Origin of the sequence: Chryseobacterium sp. MYb7 (assembly GCF_002979455.1) — a bacterium.
Classification (GTDB): domain Bacteria; phylum Bacteroidota; class Bacteroidia; order Flavobacteriales; family Weeksellaceae; genus Chryseobacterium.
Genome location: NZ_PCOU01000001.1, coordinates 1 through 25510, shown reverse-complemented (window position 1 = coordinate 25510; position 25510 = coordinate 1). Strand labels below are relative to the sequence as shown.

The window sequence follows — 25510 nt, the reverse complement described above, 5'->3', positions numbered from 1 at the left end:
TGAATAAAAGGTAATGTTGCCTTTGTTCTAATGAGATATATTATGGATTATAAGTTTTCACAAGGTTTGAGCCAGGTGTTCAAACAAAGCAAAAGCGAAGCTAAAAGGCTGAAAAGTGAATTTCTTAATACAGAACATCTACTTTTAGGTATTATAAAAACGGAAAACTCTGCAAAAGAAATCCTTCAAAACCTTAATGCGGATTTAACACAAATCAGAAGAAAAATTGAAACTTTAAATACAGCAAGTCTTAATCCTATTTCTGAAGAGGTTACCAATATTTCTTTCACCAAGATGGCAGATCATGCCATTAAACGTGCAGAGTTAGAATGCCGTCAATATAAAAGCAATGAAATTAATACCGTTCACCTGCTTTTAGGTATTCTTTATAAATATGAGGATCCTACTTCAAATATTCTGGGAGCTTATGACATCGACTACGAAGGAGTTTCAAGAGAATACCAGACTATGCTTAAAAATTCAGGCCAGTCTCCTCAGATGAGTGCTTACGATGATGATGATGAGAGAGAAGAATTTGAGCAAATGAGAAAGCCTGCAGGAAATCTAGGTTCTGCGAAAAGTAAAACCCCTACATTGGATAACTTTGGTAGAGATCTTACTTCTTTGGCTAGAGATGGAAAACTAGACCCAGTGATCGGGCGTGAAAAAGAAATTGAGAGAGTATCTCAGATTTTATCACGTAGAAAGAAAAACAACCCGCTTCTTATTGGGGAGCCGGGAGTTGGTAAATCTGCCATTGCTGAAGGTCTTGCATTAAGAATTCAACAGAAAAAAGTGTCAAGAGTTCTTTACGGAAAACGTGTGATCACATTAGATTTGGCAAGTTTAGTTGCCGGAACTAAGTACCGTGGTCAGTTTGAAGAAAGAATGAAGGCGATTATGACAGAGCTGGAGAAAAACAGAGATGTCATCTTATTCATTGATGAGCTTCATACGATTGTAGGAGCTGGAAGCTCTACAGGAAGTTTAGATGCTTCCAATATGTTCAAACCGGCTTTGGCAAGAGGTGAAATTCAATGCATCGGAGCAACTACTCTTGATGAGTACCGTCAATATATTGAAAAAGATGGCGCTTTAGAAAGAAGATTCCAGAAAGTAATGGTGGAACCTACTTCTATTGATGAAACTGTTCAGATCTTGAATCAAATCAAAGACAAATATGAAGAACACCATAATGTAATATATACACCTGAAGCTATTCTGGCTTGTGTCAATTTGACATCAAGATATATTACAGACCGTTTCCTACCAGACAAAGCTATTGATGCGATGGATGAAGCAGGATCCCGTGTTTACATCAAGAATATGAAAGTTCCTACAGAAATCATTGATTTTGAAAAAAAGATCGAAGATATCAAAGAACTGAAACAGAAAGCTGTAAAAGCTCAGGACTATCTTGAAGCAAGAAAGCTTAAAGATGAAGAAGAACGTCTTCAGATGGAACTGAATGCTGCTCAGGAAAAATGGGATAAAGATGTAAAAGAGAAAAAAGAAACCGTAACAGAAGAAAATGTAGCGGAAGTGGTTTCTATGATGAGTGGTGTTCCGGTAACGAAAGTTGGTAAGAACGAGCTTGACAAACTAGCCCAAATGGATGAGAAACTGAACGGAAAAGTGATTGGTCAGGAAGAGGCTGTGAAGAAAGTTGTGAAAGCTATTCAAAGAAACAGAGCAGGTCTTAAAGATCCTAACCGTCCGATCGGTACCTTTATTTTCCTTGGAACAACCGGGGTTGGTAAAACCGAATTGGCGAAAGTAATGGCAAGAGAGCTTTTCGAGTCCGATGAATCGCTGATCAGAATTGACATGAGTGAATACATGGAGAAATTTGCCGTTTCAAGATTGGTTGGTGCGCCTCCGGGATATGTAGGATATGAAGAAGGTGGTCAGCTGACAGAAGCAGTAAGAAGAAAGCCTTATGCGGTGGTTCTTTTGGATGAGATTGAAAAGGCTCACCCTGATGTATTCAATATTCTGCTGCAGATTTTGGATGAAGGACACGTTACAGATAGTTTAGGAAGAAAGATTGACTTCAGAAATACCATCATCATTCTTACTTCAAACATCGGAACAAGAGATCTTAAAGACTTTGGAGATGGTGTAGGATTTGGAACTTCTGCTAAGAAGACCAGCTCAGATACCAGAGCAAGAAGTACCATTGAAAGCGCACTTAAAAAAGCATTTGCTCCAGAATTCCTGAACAGAATTGATGATATCGTAATCTTCAACTCTCTTGTACAGGATGATATCAAGAAAATTATTGATATTGAACTGAACAAGCTTTATGGCAGACTTGAAAAATTAGGATATAAAGTGGATCTTACTGAAGAAGCAAAAGACTTTATTTCTGAAAAAGGATGGGATAAAGATTTCGGTGCAAGACCATTGAAACGTGCAATCCAGAAATATATTGAAGATTTATTGGCAGAAATGCTGGTAAACAAACAATTGAATGAAGGAGAAACCGTAGTTCTTGACGTAAATGATGCAAAAGATGCATTGATTGGGAAAACGCAGAAGGCAAAGAAATCTGCTGCTGAAAAATCTTCTCAATCTTAATGAAATAAAATAATTTAATTTCAAATAAAAAATCCCTGGAAAGTTTTTCAGGGATTTTTGTTTTTATAGGTTTTGGCTAAAGCCAATGAAATTGTAAATATTGTATTGAACGGGCTCCCTTCGGCTAAACTCAGGATAATAGCACGTTCCTATTGATAAAATCATAAAACTAAAGTCCCACCACGAAACCAATATTCGGGATCAGACCGCTCGTAAACACACTGGAATTCTGTTTCCAAAGTACATTGTACATCAACCCCAGCTGCATAAAGGAATTGTTTCCAATTCTCTGCATATATCCACCTCCCAGATATAGTGCATTTTCTTCTGTATTGTATTTATAATCGTAATATTTGTCTTTATAATTGATAAAGAAATGCTGATAATTGGCTCCTACATAAAATGATCTGGCAAAATAGTAATTCAAAAACGGCCCTACCCCAAACATGGTAGATTTATAGGAATTGGAAGTCTGCCATGATACACTTCCTATAACTCCGCCTTCAAGATCTTCCGTAAGCTTGTAACCTACTCTTGGAGAAGCCTGCAAATTAAATGAACTGTTACTCCCAAATCCTAATCCGATGCCTCCTCCGAACGTCCATTTGCTGTTTTCCTGTACTTGTGTACCTACTGAAACCTGGGAAAAAAGTGATCCTGAGCTCATCAGCATCATAGAAATAATAAACTTTTTCATATGTCTTATTTATTTGTATTAAAGCATGCTCTCATCTGTTTCCATCAGCAGAGAATGATAAAAATGTGATTGGTTATTCTATCGTTTTTATCAATGTTTAAAATTATGGTTTTTTTACGACTTTATTAATCGTATTTTTGCCGCATCAAACTAAGGACTCCCGTTAAGAGTTTCGTAAAATTGAAATACAATGAAAGTAGTAGTAGGCCTCTCCGGAGGTGTAGATTCTAGTGTTACAGCTTATTTGCTGCAGCAGCAAGGCCATGAAGTAGTGGCTTTATTTATGAGAAACTGGAACGATGCTTCCGTAACATTAGAAGATGAATGTCCCTGGATTGAGGACAGCAATGATGCCCTTATGGTGGCACAAAAGCTTGGAATTCCTTTCCAGGTGATAGACATGAGTGAACTTTACAAAGAGCGTATTGTTGATTATATGTTTGACGAATATCAAAAAGGAAGAACACCCAACCCTGATGTATTATGTAACAGAGAAGTAAAATTCGATGTATTTATGAAGACCGCAATGTCTTTGGGTGCCGATAAAGTGGCTACAGGACATTATGCAAGGGTAAATTCTACTTTTGATGAAAACGGGAAGGAAATTTTCCATCTTCTTGCCGGGAAAGACAACAATAAGGATCAGTCTTATTTTCTATGCCAGCTAAGCCAGGATCAGCTTTCTAAAGCGTTATTCCCTATCGGAGAACTTACAAAACCTCAGGTAAGAGAAATTGCAAAAGAAATCGGATTGGTAACCGCAGATAAAAAAGATTCTCAGGGATTGTGTTTTATCGGAAAAGTAAGCCTTCCTCAATTTTTACAGCAACAATTAAAGCCTAATGAGGGTGAAATTGTAGAAATTTTCAAAGATTCTCCTTTATTTTCGGAAGAAAAACCTGAATTTATATCTAAAGAAGAAGAACTTGAGTTTTTATCAAGAAAAATCAATTATAAAAAATCTGACGGAAAAGTAATCGGGAAACATCAGGGAGCCCAGTTTTTCACGATCGGACAAAGTAGAGGTCTAGGAATAGGTGGTCATAAAGAAAGTTGTTTTATCGTCTCCAGAGATATGGAAAACAATATCATTTTTGTTGGAGAAGGAAGTCATTTCCCAGGACTTCACAAAAAAGCCCTGAAAATTGACAATACTGAACTGCACTGGGTACGTGAGGATATGCAACTTCAAAATGGAAAATCTATGGAAGTACTGGCAAGATTCAGATACAGACAATCTTTGCAGAAAGCAACTCTATTTCAGTTTGAAAATGCTTTGTATGTAGAATTTGATGAGCTTCAGTCCGCTATTGCAGAAGGACAGTTTGCTTCATGGTATATTGATGATGAACTTATCGGAAGTGGTGTGATTTCCTAATTTTATTTCAATAAAATATTAAAAAAATAGACTTAGAAAAACTCTAAGTCTATTTTTTATTTATAACAGTTTAATCCTGTATGATAATTTCTCTTTCGCTACTTGTGTGTGCTGAGAAATACCCTAATGCCCCATTACTGATATTGCTTGGAGGATTTACAGGGGTTAAATTATTTATAGTGTTATCCGATGATAATTTCGAAAGAGCATTGAAATAATTATAAACAGTTTCATCAATACATTGCATCTCAACTTTTACTTTACTCCCTTTTAAAAAACCTGAATTATTAAGTGCTCTTCCATTGACTTCTCCATTTCCCGTATAATCTGAGAAAAGTGTAAACTTTGAATTGTAATACCCATCTACCCGAAACAAATAATAATTTCCTTTTACATCCGGATCTTTAAATATGGGGATAAGCTTTCTTTCAACATATCCGTAGTCGTATGTATTTTTTTGTTTTAAATCTGTGAATTCTACATTTTCGGGCATTTTACTTTCTGCTTTATAAGTAACGCCATCTACCGTTACAGAAAGGGTGTAAGTGTCACCATAATGGGTTGTAAGATTAACTGTTTTATATATCCCATTATTATACTGCAATACATCGGATTGCCCATGGTTATCACTAATAACAACAACAGCGTTGGAAACAGGCTGAGGATTTGTTGTTTGTGTTGTCTTGTCAGATCTTGTAACTTTCACCTGATAGGGGCCATTTTTATCTGTAACATTTCCTTCAATTACGACCTTACCACTCAAATCTTCTAATGGCAGATCAATTACACTGCTATCTGTGCATCCCAACAGAAAAAGCATTGCTGTAAAAGGAATTAAATATTTTTTATTTTTCATTACAATGTTTTTAGAATTTGAAATTATAGCTAATATTCGGAACGAATGAAACAAATGAAGTTTTTCTAGCCTGAATTGTAGTGTTATTGCCGTTATATTCATTTGTGAAATCAATGATATAAGGGTTATGTCTTGCATAGACGTTATAGATACCAAATGACCATGAACTTTTGAAACGTTTATTGTTCTGAGGTTCATAGGTAGCATTAAGGTCAAGCCTGTGAGAAGCTGGTATACGGCTGCTGTTTCTTTTCCCATATTGAAGGTAAGTATCACCGTCTATTACATATTTTCCACCTGGGAATGTAGCAGCATTACCTGTATTATAAACAAACGCTCCTGACAGTGTCCATTTCTGACTCAGTTGATAATTGGCAACGATGGATAGATTATGTGTTCTGTCATAAGATGCATTATACCAGTCTCCTCCATTTATTGCATCATTTTGTCTTTCGGTTTTAGATAATGTATATGATAGCCAGCCTGTAAGTTTTCCTCTGGTTTTTTTTGCCAGGATCTCAAATCCATAAGCTCTTCCTTTTCCGTTATCTACAATATTTTTTTCTATATTATCTAGAATATCAATTTGAACCCCGTCTTTGTAATCAACCAGATTTGACATTTTTTTATAGAAAATATCGGTGTTCAATTCATATCCGTTATTGAATTTTCTGGAGTATCCAAGGTTGATCTGATCTGCTACCTGAGGTTTTTTCACATTCATCCATAAGTCATTATTAAGGTAGCCGTTGATATTATTTAAAGTGTATATATTTTGAATATTCCTATTATACCCAAGATTTACGCTATTGTTCTTATCAAATTCATAGTTGATCATTACCCGCGGCTCGAGATTGATTTGATTTCTAGCGAGATTTTTCACAGCAGATGAGTTCGTTTCTTCATTTGTTTTCTGCAGAGAAAGCATTGACAATCTTAAGCCATAATTAATGAATAGTTTATCGTTGAGTTTAAAATCATCATTAATGTATAAAGCACTCTCCCACATTGTCCTTGGTGTTCTCAAAAAATCAGATTTTACAGATTCTGAAAGTTGACGAGTAGAAAAATAATATTGAGAAGCCTGCAAGCCATAATGTAATGTATGCTTTAAACCAACATAATGAGTAAAGTCCTGCTTAAGTCCAATATTTCTGATATTGGGCCTGACTTCGGTAGGTTCTCCATTATAATTTTGAGCATTTGTCCTGTAATCATAATTACTGTATGTTAAAGAAGTATTTGAAAACAATTTACTGCTGATAATGCTATTCCATCTCAAGGTTCCCGTAATATTTCCCCAATTATTTCTAAAGTCTTCATGAGACAAAATATCTCTGCCAAAATAGCCTGAAAGATATATGTTGTTATTCTTGTTAATTTGAAAATTAGCCTTTGTATTCAGGTCATAAAAATATATTTTCATTTTTGACCCGTTTTGTGGTGGAAGAAAAAGATCCAGATAGGTACGTCTTCCAGATACAATAAAAGAAGATTTTCCTTTTTGAATAGGTCCTTCAACACTTAGCCTGCTGCTAATAAGACCTATCCCGCCATTTACATGATATCCCTGATTATTTCCATCTTTCATTTTCACATCAACAACAGACGACAGCCTCCCTCCATACTGGGATGGTATATTTCCTTTATAAACTGTAACATTTCTCAAAGCATCACTATTAAAAGTACTAAAGAGCCCGAGCAGATGCGAATTATTAAAAACCGGTGCTTCATCTACCAGCATGAGGTTTTGATCAGGACTTCCCCCGCGCACACTAAAGCCTGATCTCCCTTCCTGAGAATTTACTCCCGGCAGGTATTGTATTGTTTTAAGAATATCTTTCTCACCTAATAAAACCGGTAATTTCGAGATACCTTCTATATCCATGATCTCTGCCTTCATTTTAGATCTTTTGGAAACTACCGTTTTAATTTTTTTTACCTCTACTTCGTCAATAAGAGTTTCTTCTTTTTTAAGATCCCAATCTAATTTTACAGACTCTTGAAGATGAATTTCCTTACTGTCATTTCTACGGTTATTATAACTAATCAACAGAGTATAGTCGTTTTCAGGTAATGAAAAAGAATAAAACCCATACTCATTGGTTTCTATATTGATGTCAGGCTTTTCTTTGATTTTAATTATTGCTCCGGAAATCAATTCTCCAGTATCTTTATCTTTTACAACTCCACTTACAGAATAGGTGCTTTGAGCATAAGAAAAAGCAGGCAATAAAATAGCAGCTATAACAATTCGAAACATTTTTGATCATTTTTTTGCAAAAGTATACCTTTACCTATCTCCCGCAAAAATGACTAAATATCACTGCTATCTGTATCAAATATGTAATATATTTGTTAAAAAAAGGCAATACTACTTATTTTTTTTAATCAAAAAACAGCAATTTGTTTTTTTAATTAACACCAATTCACATTTACATTGTTCATGAATAAACAAATACTTTAATAAATTAACAATAGTTTAACTGATTATGGTGCTGCTCTCTCAAATTTGTTAATTTCTTTAACTTATTTTAAAAAATAATATAAAACCCTAATTCAGCATATGACATCTGAATTCGGTGAACTCTATTGAAAACCTCTGTGAACAATATTTTTTTAAAATTAAAAGTTTTACTTATCATCAATAGAAAAATAAATATTTTCAACTCAAAAAAGGCCTTTAGATTAAAATTTAAAGAATAATGATTTTTCTTGTAACGAAATTCAGATTGTTATACTTACTGAGTAAATAACAAAAAAATACTACTATGAAAACATCTACAAGAAACCAGTATGCTTATGTAAACAATATTCTGATTGCTATTATATCTGCTATTTTCGGTTATAATTTTTATCAGGCTATTGTACATTCGGAAAGCTCCAATATTGCGATCAGCCTTATTTTAGTTGTCCTTACTTCCGTTATGGTTAGAAAATATGGCTATCAGCCAGCGAAAGAAAAAAAGAAAGATATTTAATATCAACAAGACATGATAAAGCCCGGAACATTTTTGTTTCGGGTTTGTTTTGTATACTGGTTTATGAATTCATCTTTTTATTGACATGATTGAACATAAATACCAATATAACAATAACTTCCACTATTAAAATCATGATTAAAAAACCAATCGGTTTTCCTAACATAATTCCTCTTATCAGTTTGATAATTCCCAATAAGAAAATAAATCCTGCGAAATAAAGTGTTGTTCTTGAAATGGTTTCTTTCAAAGAATTTAAAAGAAAAATAGAAACGTAGAATCCGAAAATCAGGATGAGATAAAACTTTAGAAAATCTGGTCCTTTAAGAATAATTGGATTAAATGTCTGGTTTTCTGTCATAAGCCATGCAAAACTTATCACAACCGGAACTGAATGAATGATGAGTTTCTTCATAATGATTCGTTTTTATTATCCTCCGCAGCCCCCGCAGCCGCCACAGCCTCCTCCACAACCACCGCCTCCACTGCAGCTTGCCCCCCCACAACTTCCTCCTCCATCATTATTCTGCTTATCTTTTCTGTTAGGATCTGTGACTTCGCCATCTCCTACTATTGACGCTATAGTTCCAAGGATCAGAATAATGGTAAATATTAATCCTGTGACCAGCAATCCTGTAAAACTACCTCCCTCTGTACATGAGAATAAAAGGAGTAAAATAAGAATTGGAGAAAAAAAAGCCATCTTTCTCAGCCAGGTTTGTATTTTGGACTTTTTTCTGAGTTCTTTCCAGATTTCTTCAGGCGCTTCCTGCTGAAATACCTTCTGGTAGCTTGTTAAAGTGTCCTCAAACCAGTTCCTGTGTTTTTCTCTCTCTACAGCTCCTCCTTTAGATGGATGATGATGAAGCGGTCTTTTTAAAATATGAGGACAGAATTCTTCCCAGTAGTTCTGGGTGTAAATCAGATGCATGTGCCATACTTTATCCACTATTTCACTGGGAGATGCGCCATTGGGAAGAATGCAGCAGAGGTAAACGAACTTTTTGTATTCTTCAATTGCTTTTCTTGCAAAATCAAGGCTCCAGCGTTCTTCTTTTGCCAGTTTTTTTGAGAAAGGAAAATCAACACCGGGAGCATCCAGAGAAAATTCCTGTATTCGGTTCCACAGGGATTCGTCTTTTAATAGCATTTTTGTTTCCATTGTTTTGATTTTTGTTTTTCTACTCAAATATCAATGGATTTTAAAATATAAAAGTCTTTGAAAAGTCTTTTTTGGTTTGATAAAAATCTTAAATTAGTCTTATAAATAAACACCATGAAAAAGGAAGATATTCTGCATCTTGAGAAGCTGATGAATTTCTTAAGCCGCCAGTTTTTAAAGAAAAACCATTGGGAAGATGTTACCAAAACAGAATGGTCTTATATAAGTAATGAACTGAAGGATCTGGTTATCCATAACCATTCAGAGAAAGAAATCAAAAAAGAACCTGATCTTCTCGGGAACAATTATCTGTATGAACATTTGATTATCAAAAAGCTAAAGAAATTCAAACAGAATGAAAATGCGGTTCTGAGCAGGCCCAATCTTGCAAAACTGAGCCAGATTGTAAAAGTTTTGGGATATTCAAATTATATAGATTTCATTAATTCCAATACGGAATCATTTAATTTTAATGATCTGAGGATTGACATGAATAATGTAACCCAGAATACGTCTCTTTTAGACCGTTTGGTGGGCTGTTGGTATTCTTATAACAGAAATCTGCCCGACAATCCTTTGATGGCAAAAGAAGACCGGATATGGCGTTCTGCTATGGAAATTTATAAATCTGAAACTACAGGAGAATATTTTATTGAAAGAAGCGGAGGGGATCATCATAAATATTACGGTAAGGTAACGGCTTATTCGGATTATGTTTTTATTATCATGAACAGCAATACTTTTATCCGACAAAGGCATTTTATTTCAAGAATAAAAGATATTAAAGAAAAACTTAAGAACCCAGACTATAAACTCCTAGAAATCCATTTTATAAGCACTTGTATCAGCTTCAATCAGGAACCGATTGCTTTGTTTGAAATTTTCAGAAAGGCGGACAGGAAAAACTTTATTTCAGATTCTATAAGCTTCCCGATTGATAGTGATGAAATTCCTGAGTCTATCATTAAACAACTTGAAGACACTGAATCTAATAGAATCGATTACAGATAGTTATATCAAACATATATCCCTATTGGATTACATTGGAATAGGGATATTTCAGAACTTATTGTATTTCTCCTATGCCTAGAATACATTTAACCCTTAAAAATCAATCCATTACAGCAATATTTCTCTAAATTGATAGTTCTAAATAGGAACCCTTCAATCGTCTTGCTATGGAATATTATGAATTGTATGAAGTTTTGAAAGATCATTTTGATTCCGGAAAAGACAGGACTCAACTTAAAGAACTGAACGTAACCATTGAATCAATTTCTTTCGAATCTAAAGTTTGTGATTTTCTTTACGGTTCAGAAAATCAACATTGCAGTAGACATCAGCAAGTTCTTGAAATCAACAAAAATGGCTATCTCTTTTACGGTCAGCCAGCTGTAGACATCAAGGATTTTGATATTGAATGCAATAAAAGGTTTGAATACCATATCCTGAAACGCGCAGATATTGAAACAGCTCAGGGAGCCATATTTTTCTTCCATGGCCTGAATGAAAAGAAATGGGATAAATACCTTCCATGGGCGTATGAACTGGCTCAAAGAACTCGAAAAGCCATTATTTTGTTCCCTATTGCATTTCATATGGATCGCGCGGAACCCATCTGGAGTGACCGCCATCATATGATGGAAGTTGTCAATTTCAGGAAGAAAAAATATCCGGAAAACATGAATTATTCCTACGTGAATGCTGCTATAAGTTCCAGATTGGAAGCCCATCCTCAAAGAATTTTCTGGTCCGGGCTGCAGACCTATTCTGATATTACAGAAGTGGTAAAAGAGATTAAAAACGGTAAAATAAAGAGTATTTCCAGAGAGGCAGATATAGATTTATTCGGTTATTCTATAGGCTCTTTTCTTTCGTTGATTATCAAAATGGCGGATCCTCATCATTATTTTACCCATTCTAAAGTTTTTTGTTTTTGTGGAGGAATGACCATCGACAGGATGTTTCCGATTTCCAAATACATCATGGATACTCAGGCAACCGTTAAAATGCAGTCTGTTTTCACGGAATTATTGAGCTCTGATTTTAAATCAGATAAGAGATTAAAACATTATCAGAACGAAGACTTACATCCTCAGGAAAGCTGGTTCAAAAAGATGCTCCGTTACAATTATTTTCAAAAAGAAAGGGAAGAAAGAATTCAGGAAATTCAGTCTCAGGTCAAAGCGTATGTACTGGAAAAAGATAGTGTTGCCCCTCCAATAGAAGCATTAAATACATTACAGGGAGGTTACAGAAATATCAAAGTGGATGTTGAAATTAAAGATTTTCCGTTTGAATATTCCCATATGGTTCCGTTTCCGCTTACCCATAAGCATTCTAAGGAAATTACAGAAGCTTTTCATGATTTTGTACAATCTGCCAGCGACTTCTATAACACCTGAGTATAATTCTTTCAGGTATAAAAAAGCGAAAGGAATAATTTAAAAATCAGCAATATAAGGTCCATGGTGTTAGTTTTTTTTTTAGGTTATTAGGAAGTATATTTAATCATATATCTTCCTTATTGATCAACTGACCAGCCAGTCTTTGAAATCTTTCACACGGTCTCTGCTTACCGTAATTTCTTCTTCCGGCTGAAATTCCAGATCCACTTTATAATAAGGTGAAGTATGGATGTTTTTGATATAATCCGAGCTTATAATAAACTGTCTGTTGACGCGGAAAAACTTTTTCTGATCCAGAACATCTTCAAGCTCATCCAACGTAAAATCTGAGGGATAAGTACGGTCTTCCGTCTGAAGGTAAACGATTTTATTTTCACTGAAAAAACAGCTTATTTCAGGAGTCTGTATGATTTTAAGATTATACCCTATTTTTACCAGAACCCTGGAAAGCGTAGATTTTTCTTTTCTGATCAACTGTTTGATATCCTGAGAGCCATTGGTATCATTGGCTGGGATAAAAGATTTAAACTTCTCAACGGCACCTTGCAGGTCTTCATCAAGAATAGGTTTTAAAAGGTAATCAATGCTGTTCAGTTTAAAGGCTTTCAATGTATACTGATCGAAAGCTGTGGTATAGATAATAAAACCTTTTGTAGGCACTTTCTCAAAGATATCAAAAGACAATCCGTCACCTAAAACAATGTCAGAAAAGATCAGCTGCGGGTGTTCGTTTTCAGAAAACCAGGCTACGCCTTCTTCTACAGATTCTATTTTAGCAACTACTTCTATTTCAGGGAAAGTACTCAGCATTCTTTCTAATTTCCTTGAAGCAGGTTTTTCGTCTTCTATAATGACAGTTTTGATCATTGAGCTTTAATTTTGGTTTTCAGATTTTGGGAAATAAAGTTAGATAAAAGAGGGCAAATTTTAATAATCTATTCGTTTTTTCTCTTTTCTAAGTTCTTTTTCAATCATATTTCTTTCCCATTCGGAATCAAAAAGAAATAGTTTTGCAGCTTTTACAAGAATGATAAATGCCCAGATTCCAAGGATGATATATCTGTCAAACAATCTGAATTGAACAATGTGTTCACCAAAAATATCATCCGGAATGATAAGAACAGCAAAGATCGCAAATATAAAAAGGCTTTTATAGAATCTTCTGATGCTGTTTGTTCTTGCAGAGGCAGTTTCGTAATCCATGGTTGTATCTATTTTTTGTTATGGTTATTATTTAAAAAGTTTTTATTTTCGGTTTTTCTTCCTTCTCCATCAGTTCTTTTATTTTTCTTTCTTCCCAGCTTTTTCCAATTCCAAATACACTTATTGCATGGAATGTAATTCCTATTCCCCATCCCAGTGAAGGCCATAAAAACCATAAATATCCTGGGGCAGTCACAAGGTTCAGTATTGCTAAAAAGGGAATTACTACACAATACGAAGTAAGGTTTCCATAAAACTCTTTTAATTCTTTTACTCTTCTTGAAGCTTTTCTGTAAGCAATCGTCTCTTTATTTGGTAAAATTTCCATAATGCTTTGTTTTAAAGGTTGATTTGTTTTTTTCTTGAATCAAAGGTAAGTCAGGAAAAGACCTTCAATCAATTTTATATTACTGAATGGTAGATTATGCTATCCGAACCGTAAAACCTGTATTTAATAGATAAACGGGATCAGTTTCTTGGTGCTTTTTCTGTATTCAATATACTCATCACCGAACTGTTCAATCAAAGCCTGTTCTTCGATCTTTATCCGATAGGCAAAAGCTAAAAATGGAGGTACGAAAGCAAAGATTAATGACAGCCAGTTATTTAAATATAAACCAAGTCCCAGAGAAGTTAAAAGAGAGAAAGCATAGGAAGGATGTCTCAGGTATTTATAAAACCCTTCTTTTTTGATTTTATGATCCTGTCTGATGGTGACATCAACTGTGAAATACTTCCCCAGTGATCTGATGATAATATATCTTATAATAATCCCAATAAGAATCAAAAACTCTCCGACATAAAGAATCCAGCTGCTTTCAACAATCGGAAAATGAGTATTATAAGACATGAAGATTGAGCTTACGATAGAAAAAGGAATGGCAAGCCATAAAATATTCAGGGTAGATTTATCTTTGTTCTTTTGATCTTCCTTTCCAGATTTCAAAATGGTCTTATAAAAGAATTCTGTGAGAAACCAGGCGGCCATTGAAATGTAAAACACGGTTGATAAGACGCTCATTTTCAATAAGTTTTAAAGGTTAAAAGTGTTTTTCTTCTAATGGTCTTTCTGTTTATCCATCAGTTCTTTAATCTTATTATCCTCCCATTTTCTGATAAAATTAATACGAGGCAGAAAAACAGTAACAGCGTGTGCTGCCAATCCTATTCCCCAAAAAGTAGCCGTAAAAAAGTTTTTAAACTGAAAATAGCTTTCTCCAGGTTTCAGATGCATACAATTGTATACAACAATCATTGCATTTACTGCGATATACGCGAATAAATGTCCGTAAAATCCACGCAGTCTTTCTACCTGTCTTCTGGCACGTTGATATTCAATATCGTTTTCGTCAAACCTTTCCATATTTCTATTTTTTTTGTTTGTTCATAATTTCACGAATCTTCTTTTCCTGCCATGATTCTCCTACTCCAAACACCTGAAATGCGTGAGACGCAACCCCTATTCCCCATCCCAGCACGGGAAACCAAAACCATTGATTTCTGCTGCTTGTATAAAGATTGATAAAGATCAAAAAGGAACATACAGTACAGTAAGAAATCAGATTCATATAAAAGCTTTTTATTTCTTTTACTCTTTTTTGTGCACGTTTGTAGGCAGCCGTTTCATCTTCGGGTTTTGTACTGGAAATATGTGGCTTAGCTAAAAGCATCGGCAGTTTTACTTTAAAATGATCTTCAGATTTTTCTATAAAAACATTTCGTTCAGTAAGTAGCGAATAACGCTGTACAATATTGGCAAGCCCGATCCCTGAGCTTTCTTTGATCTGCTCTCTCACCTGGAGATTATTTTCAATGCAGAGGGTATTTCCGTCTGAAAAAATTCTGATGATTAAAGGTTTTGATGACGTTGCAAAATTGTGTTTGATGCAATTCTCCAGCAGCAATTGCAAAGCCAATGGAACTACAAATTTCTGATAGTCTTCTTGAGCAACATCAAAAGTAAAATCTACACTGTCTTCAAACCTTGTTTTTAAAAGATCACAATAGGTTTTGGCAAATTCTATTTCATCTTCTACCGTTACCAGTTCTTTGTCTTTCTGTTCTAGTACATACCGGTAAATCTTTGACATTGATGCCGTAAACTTTTGAGCCTGAAGAGGGTTTTCATCTATCAGAGAACTTAAAACATTTAATGAATTGAAAAGGAAATGCGGATCCAGCTGATTTTTTAAACTTTCAAACTGGGCATTCGCAGACTTGGCAATAAGCTTCTGTTCCACCACTTCTTTTCTGGAAGTCTTCTTCAGCTCTTCCATGAAACTTCTGGCATGAAGGAAAGCGGAGATCAACAATGCGATATTGATCGTAAACCAATTGAGGAAATTATATTTTCCAAGGAAAAACTCTTCTGTAGTGGCCGTTTTCTGAATGACTACAAAGTTGATGTAATTACAAAAATAGACCAGCACAAAATTGGCTACAATAATTGAAATAATACTTATAACCGCTCTTTTAGTGGTAGCTTCTGACCATGGGATTTTTTTATTCAGAAAGCTGTTCAGCATTCCGTTTCCTCCTCCCAGCACAAACGAATAAATAAATGAGATGAGTATGGTATATAAAAAGTTCTCAAGATTCTTTTCTTCTGTAAAGACAAAAAAGAAAAACATGGAGACTGTAAGCGACACCCAGAATAGTACAATAAAGTTTTTCCGTTTCATGATCTATTTTCTTGACTCAAAATTAGTTTTTATTAAAGGTATCAAAAATTAATTCTTACCGAAAGGCTATTTTTTCTCCCTGAACAGTATAAAAAAACCTTCACGAATGAAGGTTGATTTTTGTGATATATAGAGAAAATTATTTTGCTTTTTCTGTGGGCAAGCTCAGAAAATAATCTGCTTCTGCTTTTCCCCAGTTAGGATCTAAAACTGTTTTTGGTTTGTATGCCTTAAATTTTGCCTGAGCATCTTTAAACATTTCCAGCCCTTTTGTTTTGCTTCCTCCGTATTGTTCAGGAGTAAAATATACATCTTCCGCTTTGATAAGGGCAACTCTTGGGTTTGCTGGGTCTAGCTTTTCTGCAGCACTCATTTCCTCAGCAGCTCTTGCCCCATCTGTCATATAGCGTTGTGCAGGATTCACCATCATTCTCAAAGAGTAAGACATTTTTCTCAACAGATGAATTTCTGCATTATCTGCCCCGGCCAGGTTCTGAGCCATGGACAGGTGTTTCTCTGCCTGATCCGCAATGACATCCAGTTCCTGCATTTTTCCGTCTCTCATCAGGGTTCTTCCTTTTTGAATATAAGAAAATGCAGCATAGTAGGCCGGAAGCCATTTTGTACTTTCCTTACTTCCTATTCTCTGAAAATCATTGGCCAGCGTCTGGAAATCTTCAGATGTTTTACAGGTTTCTATTCTTCCTATTTTTTCAGACATTATTTTGTCATAATCTGCCTGTGCAAAAGCGGTTAAGCTTACAAAAGCTAAAGCAAAGCTTAAAATGTATTTTTTCATGAAGTCAAATTTTAAAAGTTAGTTATGTTTGGTTGTTCTAAGATATGTTTTTTATAAATTATTATTAATAGCATCATCTGTTTTGTCTACTCCAAAACTTATAAATGCTCCTATGAATACAAAAGTATTGACTGGCGGCACAATGGCTGAGCTTCTGGAACCATCTGCGGAAAAATTATAGCCATATACATTCTTTGATCCTAAAATATTACTGATACTCAATACAAATACAGGAAAAGCTTTTGCATTTTTTTTACCGATGTTGGGCAAATAGTTAAGACTGAAATTCAAGGCATTGTAATCTTTTAATCTTCCTTCATTTCGGGTATAATTAATAGCTTTTCCATTCTCTAATGTAGAGGCAATATCATAATAAGGGCGTCCTTTTGCGTAAGTATAAGATAAGTTTACACCTAGTTTCCATTCCGGAATAAATCTTTTTGCCACTGCTGAAAGTGTGTGTTGGGCAGCAAAACTTGGCTGCAGGCTTACAGGATAATTCAGGAAATCTCTTTTGGAATCTAAATAGGAGTAACTGATCCAATAGTCAATATTTTCAAAGGTCTTTTTATTATCCCTCCAGAAAAACTCCACTCCTTTTGCATATCCGTATCCATTATTGTTTAAAGCAGTCTGGGTTTGTTGGTTTTGCTCCTTATCCGGGGTAACATTAAATGTCTTGATCAGCTGGTCATATTTTTTATAAAATGCTTCAAAACGTAAAGTTCTCCCTTCTGAAGCTCTCTGAACCTGGAAAATATAATGCTGGGATTTCTGGAAATCAAGATTGGCGGGTCCATTGATGTATTTACTTTCCGGGTTTTGATAAAAAAGACCATAAGCCAGGGAAGTTGTCCAGTCCTTTGCAAGACGGTAGGCAATGGCAAAACGTGGAGCAATATTATTCTTACCTAAAAAAGAAGAATGCTCTGCTCTTACTCCAATTTTTGCTGACAATGCATTGCTAAATCCAAGATCCGTTTCCACGAAAGCAGAAGAAATTAAATCTTTATAATGCTTCTGTACGGCTTCAAAATTCAGGTTTTCATCGGTATTATTCAATTCAATCCCTCCTCTCACAGCACTGATTCTGTTGATTTTTCTTTCGATAACAGCTTTAAAATTCAGATAATTTCCATCAGTCAGCAACTGGCTTCTATTGGATTCAATATTATTGGTTTCTGTAGAAAAATGAAGATCTGATCTGTTGTAGGAATAAGAACCACCTACATTTAGGAGATATTTTCCAAATTTTTGTCTAAAAGACAGGTTGTGAAATGTATTTTTACCGTTAAGTTTGACCAGGCTGAAATCATATCCGGGTTCAAGACTTTCTGATCTTACACCCATTTTATTAGAATTAAACATTCCGTAATATTTGAAGAAGCCTCCTGATTTTGTTTTAAACCTGAAATTCAGATCCCCATTAAGCCCTTGTGGTGCTTCAACAAAGTCTGTATTAAAATTAAAGACTTTCTGCATCAGGCTTAAAAGAGAATATCCTGCTGTAGCTCCATAGGAATAGTTTTTATTGTCTCCCAGCTTCTGAAATCCGGCATTCACGAAAATAGGTGATATTCCAATATTATAAGAACTTTCATCAGGAAGATCCACACTTTCCAGCATGAGTGCTCCAGAAAGAGCCTGCCCATACAATGCAGAATAACCACCACTTGAAAAGATATTGCCTTTAAAAAGAGAAGTATTGAACTGGTCTCTCCCTGCAATTCCCGGAACAGAATTAGAAAAATAATTATTGATAAGGCTTCCATCCATAAAAATCTTGGATTCCGTTCCGGTACCTCCACGGATGAATAGACCTTCTGTCCCTCCTACTTTCTGAACTCCCGGAAGATACGTCAATGCTGAAGAGATCTGTCCGTCTGCTCCAGCTGTGGTGTAAATATCAATGGGGCTCAGCAATGCGGTTGCTCTTTTCTTATCACTGGCTTCAATAGATCCTGCAGAAACTACTACTGCATCAATCTCACTGATTTGTTCTTTAAGATCTACATTCAAAGAAATATCTTGATTCTCAATAGAAACCGTCCTTTCAATATTTTCATATTTTGGATGGGTAAAAGTTATGACGTGAGCTCCTTTTTCGGAAGTTTCGAATGTAAAATTACCCTGAGCATCCGTTGTAGTTCCATCGTAGGTATCTTTCAGCGTCACGTTTACTTCTGCTACCCCTTTATTTTTAAAGGATACTTTTCCCGATATTTTCACCTGAGTATATCCCATGATGGAAGTGAGAAGGAGAATCAGAAACAGTATGTTTTGTCCTTGTGTTTTCATTTTTATTGTTTTCTGGGTCAAAAATAGTACGAGAAATGCCCTTCTGTAAAAAATTTATTACCGAAAGGCATTCTTTTGCTACCGAATGGTAATTAATGAATCGGAATACAAAAATCCACGATCATCTTTCCTTCAGGATGCTCTTTAAAATTGGTGTGATAGATCTCATAGGGGAAGGTTCTTCTTGTAGAATAATGGTTTTCATTCATCCATAAAAACAAAGAAACCCAGCACTGTTCAAAGTCGTTGAGGGTAACTTCACCGCTTCCCACAATGTATTTTCCGCCATCTAGGATTTCAGGAAATATCTCTCCCTCCTGTTGTTTCAGTTTTTCATCCAAAAGCATACACGCATGAATTCTTACTTTGTCAAGAGGTGTTATTTTGCAGCTGTCGTGATATACAGAAATCATTTTAACATTCTCCCGAGGAAACAGGTTTTTCTTTTTCGCCCAGTCAATCAAGATATTGAAAGAAGGTTCTACATTAGCCATTCCAAGGCTCATTACGGATGCCAGATTCATTTCAGGCATTTCTTTTACTTCGATTTTTAAATTCATATTGGTCCAGTTTAACAGGTTTTCAATGTTGCAAATGTATTGGCTGAAAACTGTATCAACTTGTCCGTTCTTGCTGTGTGTTTGTAAAATCTTGTGAAATTTTTCCGGAGCCGATCTGCGGAATTCTGTAGGTGCCAGACCGTAATATTTTTTGAATGTTTTGCAGAAAGCTGAGTGGTTTGAAAATCCGAGATTCCAATAGATTTCTTTGATCTCCATACTTTTATGTATCGCCAGATGAAGAGCACTTTTTTCTATTTTCTTCCTGATAATATAATTCTGAAGAGTTTCTCCCGTAACCAGCTTAAATATCCTGTGGAAATGAAATGGCGAATATGCACTCACCTCTGAAACTTTCTCCAGAGACAAATTCCCATCAATATGATTATCAATATATTGAATTGTTTTTACAATCCGTTTTTTATACTCTTCCACTTCAAAGTTGTTAATTTACAAAGATATTTTTCCGGAACCAGATTCTGTTGTTTATTATTGCTATTATGAGAAATTTGCTCCATTTTTTCACTAAATCTCTTCTTTAAAATCTTTAATAAGGGGTATAACATCTTTAATACTCTGATCGGTTGAAGCAATATAACTGTAGTAGCCTTCATGAATAAAAATCTCTTTGGTAAAGAATTTTTCACCCTCAATAACGCATTCATTGTTCAACACTTCAAAGGATTCCAGAGGAAGCATCATTCCTGCTCCGTGGGCTTTTATTACAGCTTCTTTTCTTGTCCAATAGGTAAAGAAACTCTTTATTTTATCTTCAGAATCATGGACTTCCTGAAACTCATCAGCAGTCATCTGAAATGTAAAATCCAGATAACTGACTTTAGAATCACTGAATTCTACATCGATACCCAAAGGATAATCCGCAATTGCACAGACCACAAGATCTTTAGAATGCGATATATTAAAATGAAGATTATGACCTTTTAAATAAGGCTTTTTGTTAGGTAGAATCTCTATTTCTGCATCTGGGATGTTGTAATACGTTTTCAATCCATATTGTAAGAGAACCTTTCCCAGTAAAGAAAGCTGTGCATCCTGCCACCTCCTGTACCTCAGAATATTCTGCTTGATCTCCTGAGAAAAAGCAGATAAATACCTGTCAAGAATAGACTGGTGCTCTTTTTCACTGATGAATGTATACAGAATAATCATTTTTTTCCCTGTAGAGAAGCCTGATTTATAAATTGCTTTCTAACCACTAAAATAAGCTTTTTTTCGCCTCTTTTTAAAGAAGTTAGCCTATATGATAAAGTTTCAGAATTGAGGATTAAACGAACCCTGATTATGTTGATCAATCAAAGTAACTTTTTAAAAAAGACCAAGATCATAAAGCGCTTTGGAAAATCTTTTTTAAATTTATCGTAAAATCACTATAAATCATTTAAAAAATGAAAGTACAAACATTAGCATTATTGGCTGGATTTGCATTTTTAGCAGTTTCATGCGGAACAACAAAAATGTACTCTGTAAATGCCAAAAGCGGAACACAGACAGGAGGAACTGCGAAGTTTACTCAAAACGGAAATGAGGTAACAATGAAGCTGGATATAACCAACCTTACTCCTGGAATCCATGCAGTACACATTCATGAAAAGGGTGACTGCTCTGCTGCAGATGGAACTTCTACCGGAGGTCACTGGAATCCTTCCAAGAATGATCACGGTAAATGGGGTGCTGAACATTTCCATATGGGAGATATAGGAAACCTGGTTGCTGATCAAAGCGGAACTGCAACATTGACTTTCAAGACAGACAAATGGTGTCTGGGCTGTACAGATGAGTCTAAGAACATCATCGGAAAAGGTCTTATTGTACATGCAGCAGCTGATGACTTCCATACTCAACCTACAGGAAACGCAGGCGGAAGAGTGGGATGTGTAGAAATTAAGTAATCTTGTTACTCAATAAAAAAACCGCTAATTTTCATTAGCGGTTTTTTTATGTTTAGGATTTAGCTCCCATATCTGATACAATATTCATTGCTTCCTGCAGGTAAAGATCTTTTTTCAGATTCTTGATCCACATTTCAGATTTTTTCTTGAAAGCTTCATCTTTTTTCTCTCTTTCAATCTCACTTGGATACATCATAAACTGAAGTCCGTTCTCAAATTTAGTCAAAGCTTTGAACTTTTCAATCTGAGATTTTCTGTTCTTCATAAGCTCATTAAACTTGGTTATATTCAAAGTGATATTCTCTTCTTTATCCAGTTTTTCTCTCCACTGAGCAGATTCTAGTAATAACTGATAATTGCTGTTTTTAGCCATTCTGTCTGCACTTGCTTTCTCAAGAGCCTGAATATTGAAATAGTTCAGTTTCTGGAATTTTGTAGGTGGAATTTTATCCCAAGCTAAGGCATAATCATCATATCGCTCTCCTACTTCAGCATAAGTAAAGAAGTCCTTCATCTGGATATCAGAAACGATCCCTTTTCTCTGTGTAGATTCTCCTGTAATTTTGTAGAATTTCTGGATCGTCAGTTTTAAAGAACCAAAATCATCTTCCGTGTTCAGGAATCTGTTCAGGTCAACAAAGGTCTGAACGGTTCCTTTTCCAAAAGATTGTGGAGATCCGATGATCATTGCTCTTCCGTTATCCTGCATTACTCCTGCAAGGATCTCTGAAGCTGAAGCAGAAAGTTCATTCTGCATGATCACAAGCGGACCTGTCCAGATTGGTGCTTCATTTTTATTCTTAAGCGTCTGTATTTTTCCGTTTCCGTCTTTCACCTGAACGTAAGGACCAGCTTCCATGAAAAGTCCCATAATGTCCCCTACTTCAGTTAGTGACCCTCCTCCGTTGTTTCTAAGGTCAAGAATAATTCCCTGAATATTTTGTTCTTTAAGCTTAATGATTTCATTTTTGATGTCATCAGAAGCATTTCTTCCTTTAGCATTTTCAAAATCTGCATTAAAGCTTGGAAGGTTGATGAATCCGTATTTCTTGCCATTTGGAGTGTTCACTACAATACTTCTTGCGAAAGTATCTTCAATAGCCACTTCTTCACGGATCATTGTTACATCTTTGATCGTACCGTCTTTTTTCTGAACAGTTAGTGTAACAGGTGTTCCTTTCTCTCCTCTGATCAATCTTACAGCTTCGTCAGAAAGCATTCCCACCACATTTACAGCATCTTCTTTAGGTTTAGATCTTACTTTCAGAATTTTATCTCCTTCTGAAAGCTGCTTGGATTTCCATGCAGGTGCACCGATTGTAAGAGCCCCCAGATAAAGGTTTCCTTTTTTCTCCTGAATAAGAGCTCCGATTCCAATTACTTTTCCGGTAAACTGGGTATCAAAATCTTCTTTATCTTTTGGAGAATAATAGTTGGTGTGCGGATCGAATACTTCTGTATAGGCATTCATATACACTGTAAACCAATCCATTTTCTTTCTCTTTTTGAATCTGGTAAAGGTATCTTTTACAAGGTCTTTTACTTCATCAGTCGCTTTTTTGATCTTTTCGTCCTGAGTAAGCGGCTTAAATTTGATGGTATCTTTCAGTTTATATTTCTGAACAGAGTCTTTCTTTTCTTTTTGAGCTTCTTCTTTGCTGTTCATCGATTCAACTTCCTGAAGGATATTGTATTTGATGAACTTCTTCCACTCATTATACTGTTCCTGTTTATTGGCAGGTACTTTTTTAAGTTTTGGCTCTAAAGTTAGCGTTTCATCTTCCTGAAGGTTAATGGGCTTGCTGAAGATATCCTGTGTAATTTTATCAATCTCATCTACCCTTTGGTATAGTCTGTCAATCGTAAGCTTATAGAATGTAAGATCTCCCTGGCCGATATAATCATCAAGTTTTGTTTCATGCTTGTTGAATTCATCCATATCAGATTGCAGGAAATATCTTTTTGCCGGATCTACCAATTCGAAATAATGCTTATAAACGTCCTTCGAATAGGCATCATTGATAGTCTTTGGGCTATAATGCAGATAAGAAAGTGTGTTTTTTACACTCACCATGATCGTCTGCATCTTTTCATCGTCATTCTTTGGCGAGTTGAAACAAAACATCAGACTGGTTAATGGAATAAGAAGTAAAAATTTATTCAGTTTGAAATTTTTCCACATAAACTGTCTTTATTTATTAATTTTTAAATAAGTATAGTAATTAGTAGCAGTAAGTTTGGTACTGTTACAAATGATCAAATTTAATACCTTATTTGCAATTATCAGACAGTTTTAAATATTTTTTTATTAAAGGAATACAATTTCTGTTCATACAGAGAGAACCTGATACAAAAATGCTTGATCAGAAATATCATTCTCTTTTTACACCTATAATCAGATAAGAAAAATATACGTGCTAAAGCTTTATAGTAAAATAAAAATATAAGATTTTAGTATGACATTTGTAAAAAAACATTAACATTTAATGCATTATTATTATTAAAATTAATGGTCAAATTTTAAAAGAAAACGTTTTTTACTAGTTTTTTCCCTTGATAAAGATATAAAATTTTAAAAATCCCGTTTTATGCAAATTTATATAACTGTAAACAAAATAGTTATGCAAATGTCGTATATGTGTAGTATACATTGTTTATCAAAAAGAAGTGATAAATATATAGTTTCACAGTCGAAAAGTTTGAAGATTCATAGATCAAATTCATTTTGTATAATGATTCCACTTCTACCAAAAGTGAAATAATCAATACTAAAAATCATTTGCTATTTGTAACCTGATAAACATTTCAAAAAACACATTTTTAAACTCATAAATATGAAAAAAAATTATTCAATTGTTATAGCAATTGCTGCTTCAGCGATGCTTAACGCACAAGCCAGTGCTGTAGGCATAAATACCAATGCTCCTACCAACACATTAGACGTTAACGGAACCGCCCGTGTAAGAACTTTAGTTCCCAATACTTATGTTTCTGGTGTTGACAAAATAGTAGTAGCAAATGCATCCGGAATATTAAAATCTGTCCCTGAAAGTGCTATTTCTACCCCTCTTTCCTATGATATTTTATTTGACCAAACTTCTTTAGGAATTGCTGCTATTGATGATGCTGATACCAGTGCAAGCAATCCCAGAACTCCTGTTGAAATTCAAAACAATTCCTTAACCCTTGCAAAAGATGCTCTGGTGCAGATTAATTTTTCTGTTCCTCTCAATAAGGTTTATGAACATGGCACTGCCCAACCTCCAAAAGATGGAAGAATCAAAATGCTTAGAACCAATTTGGTCGTGGATGGTAACATCGTTACAAAATCAACAAACACCGTTACTAATTATGTAAACCCTGATGAACCTACTCCACCTCCTGCTTTAACTGGTATTTTTTATAACACTGGCAGTTTCTTCATAAAACTAAATGCAGGAACCCACACGATTAAATTGGAAGGTACATGCAACCCATATATCTCCTGTGAACAGGGTGGCAATTTATCAGGAGCCAGATTTCAGGCAATAGCCTTTTACTAATAATTCTTTTTACAAAAAATATTTTAACCTAATTTTTAAATTAAATTCACGATGAAAAAAACAATTTTGGCAGGTTTATTACTTGCAACATTCAGCACTTCGTCACTTATGAGTGCAAACACAAAAGAGCTTAGAGCTAATGCTAACAGTGAAAAAACACTATGTTGTTGGTTTAAAGTTTGTTATGAAACCAGACAAGAAGGCTCTTGTACCGTTACTTATAAAGTTGTAACTAAGTATTTTCTTTGCTGTCCATTAGGGACTACCAGAACAGTTTCTTCAAAATCTTGCACTTCTACTACCACTCCTGGAAATCCATCAAACCCTGGAAACCCTGGCGGAGCAAATAGAATTGCAAAATAAAGTATTACTTATTTTGGTATTGTTAAAATAAAATAGATTTTATATTTTTGGAATAAAAAAAATGGATTGTCCAAAATGCCATAGTTCTTCTA

General features: G+C 35.0%; 24 protein-coding genes. 8 read left to right on the top strand and 16 right to left on the bottom strand.

From position 1 onward, the window contains the following. Positions 1-42 precede the first annotated feature (42 nt). Positions 43-2580: an ATP-dependent Clp protease ATP-binding subunit gene (locus CQ046_RS00120; protein ID WP_105700316.1), complete on the top strand. Its 2538-nt coding sequence runs from the start codon at positions 43-45 to the stop codon at positions 2578-2580. Between the two features lie 169 nt (positions 2581-2749). Here CQ046_RS00120 and CQ046_RS00115 read toward each other — a convergent pair whose 3' ends face one another. Beyond that, the gene (locus CQ046_RS00115) at positions 2750-3277 is read right to left on the bottom strand and encodes a hypothetical protein (protein WP_105700315.1); all 528 of its coding nucleotides are present in this window, start codon (positions 3275-3277) and stop codon (positions 2750-2752) included. Between the two features lie 190 nt (positions 3278-3467). On the opposite strand from CQ046_RS00115, the gene mnmA reads away from it, so the two are divergent. Continuing rightward, entirely contained in the window at positions 3468-4655 is a 1188-nt protein-coding gene (mnmA, locus tag CQ046_RS00110) for a tRNA 2-thiouridine(34) synthase MnmA (protein WP_105700314.1), read from the top strand. A 70-nt stretch (positions 4656-4725) separates the two neighbouring features. Here mnmA and CQ046_RS00105 read toward each other — a convergent pair whose 3' ends face one another. Continuing rightward, positions 4726-5511, bottom strand: coding sequence for a DUF4249 domain-containing protein (locus CQ046_RS00105; RefSeq protein WP_165790433.1), 786 nt, complete (start codon positions 5509-5511; stop codon positions 4726-4728). Positions 5512-5521: 10 nt separating this feature from the next. Further along, positions 5522-7774 carry a TonB-dependent receptor domain-containing protein gene (locus CQ046_RS00100; protein ID WP_105700312.1) on the bottom strand — a complete coding sequence of 751 codons (2253 nt, stop codon included), beginning with the start codon at positions 7772-7774 and terminating at the stop codon, positions 5522-5524. Between the two features lie 508 nt (positions 7775-8282). Here CQ046_RS00100 and CQ046_RS00095 point away from each other — a divergent pair. Further along, entirely contained in the window at positions 8283-8492 is a 210-nt protein-coding gene (locus CQ046_RS00095; RefSeq protein WP_105700311.1) for a hypothetical protein, read from the top strand. A gap of 61 nt (positions 8493-8553) precedes the next feature. Here the strand turns inward: CQ046_RS00095 and CQ046_RS00090 are convergent, their stop codons facing one another. After that, positions 8554-8907, bottom strand: a complete 354-nt coding sequence (locus CQ046_RS00090) for a hypothetical protein (RefSeq protein ID WP_105700310.1) — start codon at positions 8905-8907, stop codon at positions 8554-8556. A gap of 15 nt (positions 8908-8922) precedes the next feature. Next, a complete protein-coding gene (locus CQ046_RS00085) occupies positions 8923-9654 on the bottom strand; it encodes a glycine-rich domain-containing protein (protein WP_105700309.1) in 732 nt (243 codons plus the stop codon). A gap of 114 nt (positions 9655-9768) precedes the next feature. Between CQ046_RS00085 and CQ046_RS00080 the strand changes: the two genes are divergently transcribed. Beyond that, a complete protein-coding gene (locus CQ046_RS00080; protein WP_105700308.1) occupies positions 9769-10665 on the top strand; it encodes a hypothetical protein in 897 nt (298 codons plus the stop codon). A 167-nt stretch (positions 10666-10832) separates the two neighbouring features. Continuing rightward, on the top strand, positions 10833-12059 hold the full coding sequence (locus tag CQ046_RS00075) for a DUF6051 family protein (RefSeq protein WP_105700307.1): 1227 nt from the start codon (positions 10833-10835) through the stop codon (positions 12057-12059). 126 nt (positions 12060-12185) lie between these two features. Here CQ046_RS00075 and CQ046_RS00070 read toward each other — a convergent pair whose 3' ends face one another. The 10 genes from CQ046_RS00070 to CQ046_RS00025 form a co-directional block, all read right to left on the bottom strand. Continuing rightward, complete coding sequence (locus CQ046_RS00070; RefSeq protein ID WP_105700306.1) at positions 12186-12929, bottom strand: LytR/AlgR family response regulator transcription factor; 744 nt, start codon at positions 12927-12929, stop codon at positions 12186-12188. A gap of 60 nt (positions 12930-12989) precedes the next feature. Beyond that, a complete protein-coding gene (locus CQ046_RS00065; protein ID WP_105700305.1) occupies positions 12990-13265 on the bottom strand; it encodes a 2TM domain-containing protein in 276 nt (91 codons plus the stop codon). Positions 13266-13296: 31 nt separating this feature from the next. Beyond that, positions 13297-13593 (bottom strand): 2TM domain-containing protein, encoded by a 297-nt coding sequence (locus CQ046_RS00060; RefSeq protein WP_105700304.1) that lies wholly within the window; start codon positions 13591-13593, stop codon positions 13297-13299. A 123-nt stretch (positions 13594-13716) separates the two neighbouring features. Beyond that, positions 13717-14286 carry a methyltransferase family protein gene (locus CQ046_RS00055; RefSeq protein WP_105700303.1) on the bottom strand — a complete coding sequence of 190 codons (570 nt, stop codon included), beginning with the start codon at positions 14284-14286 and terminating at the stop codon, positions 13717-13719. A gap of 36 nt (positions 14287-14322) precedes the next feature. After that, a complete protein-coding gene (locus tag CQ046_RS00050; protein WP_105700302.1) occupies positions 14323-14628 on the bottom strand; it encodes a 2TM domain-containing protein in 306 nt (101 codons plus the stop codon). Between the two features lie 4 nt (positions 14629-14632). After that, positions 14633-15946 carry a 2TM domain-containing protein gene (locus CQ046_RS00045; protein ID WP_105700301.1) on the bottom strand — a complete coding sequence of 438 codons (1314 nt, stop codon included), beginning with the start codon at positions 15944-15946 and terminating at the stop codon, positions 14633-14635. A 139-nt stretch (positions 15947-16085) separates the two neighbouring features. Continuing rightward, positions 16086-16745 (bottom strand): hypothetical protein, encoded by a 660-nt coding sequence (locus tag CQ046_RS00040; RefSeq protein WP_105700300.1) that lies wholly within the window; start codon positions 16743-16745, stop codon positions 16086-16088. 51 nt (positions 16746-16796) lie between these two features. Then, the gene (locus tag CQ046_RS00035) at positions 16797-19043 is read right to left on the bottom strand and encodes a TonB-dependent receptor (protein ID WP_105700299.1); all 2247 of its coding nucleotides are present in this window, start codon (positions 19041-19043) and stop codon (positions 16797-16799) included. A gap of 92 nt (positions 19044-19135) precedes the next feature. Further along, positions 19136-20038: a GyrI-like domain-containing protein gene (locus CQ046_RS00030; protein ID WP_105700298.1), complete on the bottom strand. Its 903-nt coding sequence runs from the start codon at positions 20036-20038 to the stop codon at positions 19136-19138. A 90-nt stretch (positions 20039-20128) separates the two neighbouring features. Next, on the bottom strand, positions 20129-20773 hold the full coding sequence (locus tag CQ046_RS00025; protein ID WP_105700297.1) for a 4'-phosphopantetheinyl transferase family protein: 645 nt from the start codon (positions 20771-20773) through the stop codon (positions 20129-20131). Positions 20774-21009: 236 nt separating this feature from the next. Between CQ046_RS00025 and CQ046_RS00020 the strand changes: the two genes are divergently transcribed. Next, positions 21010-21513, top strand: a complete 504-nt coding sequence (locus CQ046_RS00020; protein WP_105700296.1) for a superoxide dismutase family protein — start codon at positions 21010-21012, stop codon at positions 21511-21513. Between the two features lie 52 nt (positions 21514-21565). Here CQ046_RS00020 and CQ046_RS00015 read toward each other — a convergent pair whose 3' ends face one another. Next, positions 21566-23695, bottom strand: a complete 2130-nt coding sequence (locus tag CQ046_RS00015) for a carboxy terminal-processing peptidase (protein WP_105700295.1) — start codon at positions 23693-23695, stop codon at positions 21566-21568. Between the two features lie 652 nt (positions 23696-24347). Here CQ046_RS00015 and CQ046_RS00010 point away from each other — a divergent pair. Next, a complete protein-coding gene (locus tag CQ046_RS00010; protein WP_105700294.1) occupies positions 24348-25055 on the top strand; it encodes a hypothetical protein in 708 nt (235 codons plus the stop codon). Positions 25056-25121: 66 nt separating this feature from the next. After that, positions 25122-25418 (top strand): hypothetical protein, encoded by a 297-nt coding sequence (locus tag CQ046_RS00005; protein ID WP_123906545.1) that lies wholly within the window; start codon positions 25122-25124, stop codon positions 25416-25418. Positions 25419-25510 lie beyond the last annotated feature (92 nt).

Coding starts and splice junctions, on each gene's coding strand:
- CQ046_RS00120 (WP_105700316.1), top strand. CDS start 43: ATGGATTATAAGTTTTCACAAGGTTTGAGCCAGGTGTTCAAACAAAGC.
- CQ046_RS00115 (WP_105700315.1), bottom strand. CDS start 3,277: ATGAAAAAGTTTATTATTTCTATGATGCTGATGAGCTCAGGATCACTT.
- mnmA (WP_105700314.1), top strand. CDS start 3,468: ATGAAAGTAGTAGTAGGCCTCTCCGGAGGTGTAGATTCTAGTGTTACA.
- CQ046_RS00105 (WP_165790433.1), bottom strand. CDS start 5,511: ATGAAAAATAAAAAATATTTAATTCCTTTTACAGCAATGCTTTTTCTG.
- CQ046_RS00100 (WP_105700312.1), bottom strand. CDS start 7,774: ATGTTTCGAATTGTTATAGCTGCTATTTTATTGCCTGCTTTTTCTTAT.
- CQ046_RS00095 (WP_105700311.1), top strand. CDS start 8,283: ATGAAAACATCTACAAGAAACCAGTATGCTTATGTAAACAATATTCTG.
- CQ046_RS00090 (WP_105700310.1), bottom strand. CDS start 8,907: ATGAAGAAACTCATCATTCATTCAGTTCCGGTTGTGATAAGTTTTGCA.
- CQ046_RS00085 (WP_105700309.1), bottom strand. CDS start 9,654: ATGGAAACAAAAATGCTATTAAAAGACGAATCCCTGTGGAACCGAATA.
- CQ046_RS00080 (WP_105700308.1), top strand. CDS start 9,769: ATGAAAAAGGAAGATATTCTGCATCTTGAGAAGCTGATGAATTTCTTA.
- CQ046_RS00075 (WP_105700307.1), top strand. CDS start 10,833: ATGGAATATTATGAATTGTATGAAGTTTTGAAAGATCATTTTGATTCC.
- CQ046_RS00070 (WP_105700306.1), bottom strand. CDS start 12,929: ATGATCAAAACTGTCATTATAGAAGACGAAAAACCTGCTTCAAGGAAA.
- CQ046_RS00065 (WP_105700305.1), bottom strand. CDS start 13,265: ATGGATTACGAAACTGCCTCTGCAAGAACAAACAGCATCAGAAGATTC.
- CQ046_RS00060 (WP_105700304.1), bottom strand. CDS start 13,593: ATGGAAATTTTACCAAATAAAGAGACGATTGCTTACAGAAAAGCTTCA.
- CQ046_RS00055 (WP_105700303.1), bottom strand. CDS start 14,286: ATGAGCGTCTTATCAACCGTGTTTTACATTTCAATGGCCGCCTGGTTT.
- CQ046_RS00050 (WP_105700302.1), bottom strand. CDS start 14,628: ATGGAAAGGTTTGACGAAAACGATATTGAATATCAACGTGCCAGAAGA.
- CQ046_RS00045 (WP_105700301.1), bottom strand. CDS start 15,946: ATGAAACGGAAAAACTTTATTGTACTATTCTGGGTGTCGCTTACAGTC.
- CQ046_RS00040 (WP_105700300.1), bottom strand. CDS start 16,745: ATGAAAAAATACATTTTAAGCTTTGCTTTAGCTTTTGTAAGCTTAACC.
- CQ046_RS00035 (WP_105700299.1), bottom strand. CDS start 19,043: ATGAAAACACAAGGACAAAACATACTGTTTCTGATTCTCCTTCTCACT.
- CQ046_RS00025 (WP_105700297.1), bottom strand. CDS start 20,773: ATGATTATTCTGTATACATTCATCAGTGAAAAAGAGCACCAGTCTATT.
- CQ046_RS00020 (WP_105700296.1), top strand. CDS start 21,010: ATGAAAGTACAAACATTAGCATTATTGGCTGGATTTGCATTTTTAGCA.
- CQ046_RS00015 (WP_105700295.1), bottom strand. CDS start 23,695: ATGTGGAAAAATTTCAAACTGAATAAATTTTTACTTCTTATTCCATTA.
- CQ046_RS00010 (WP_105700294.1), top strand. CDS start 24,348: ATGAAAAAAAATTATTCAATTGTTATAGCAATTGCTGCTTCAGCGATG.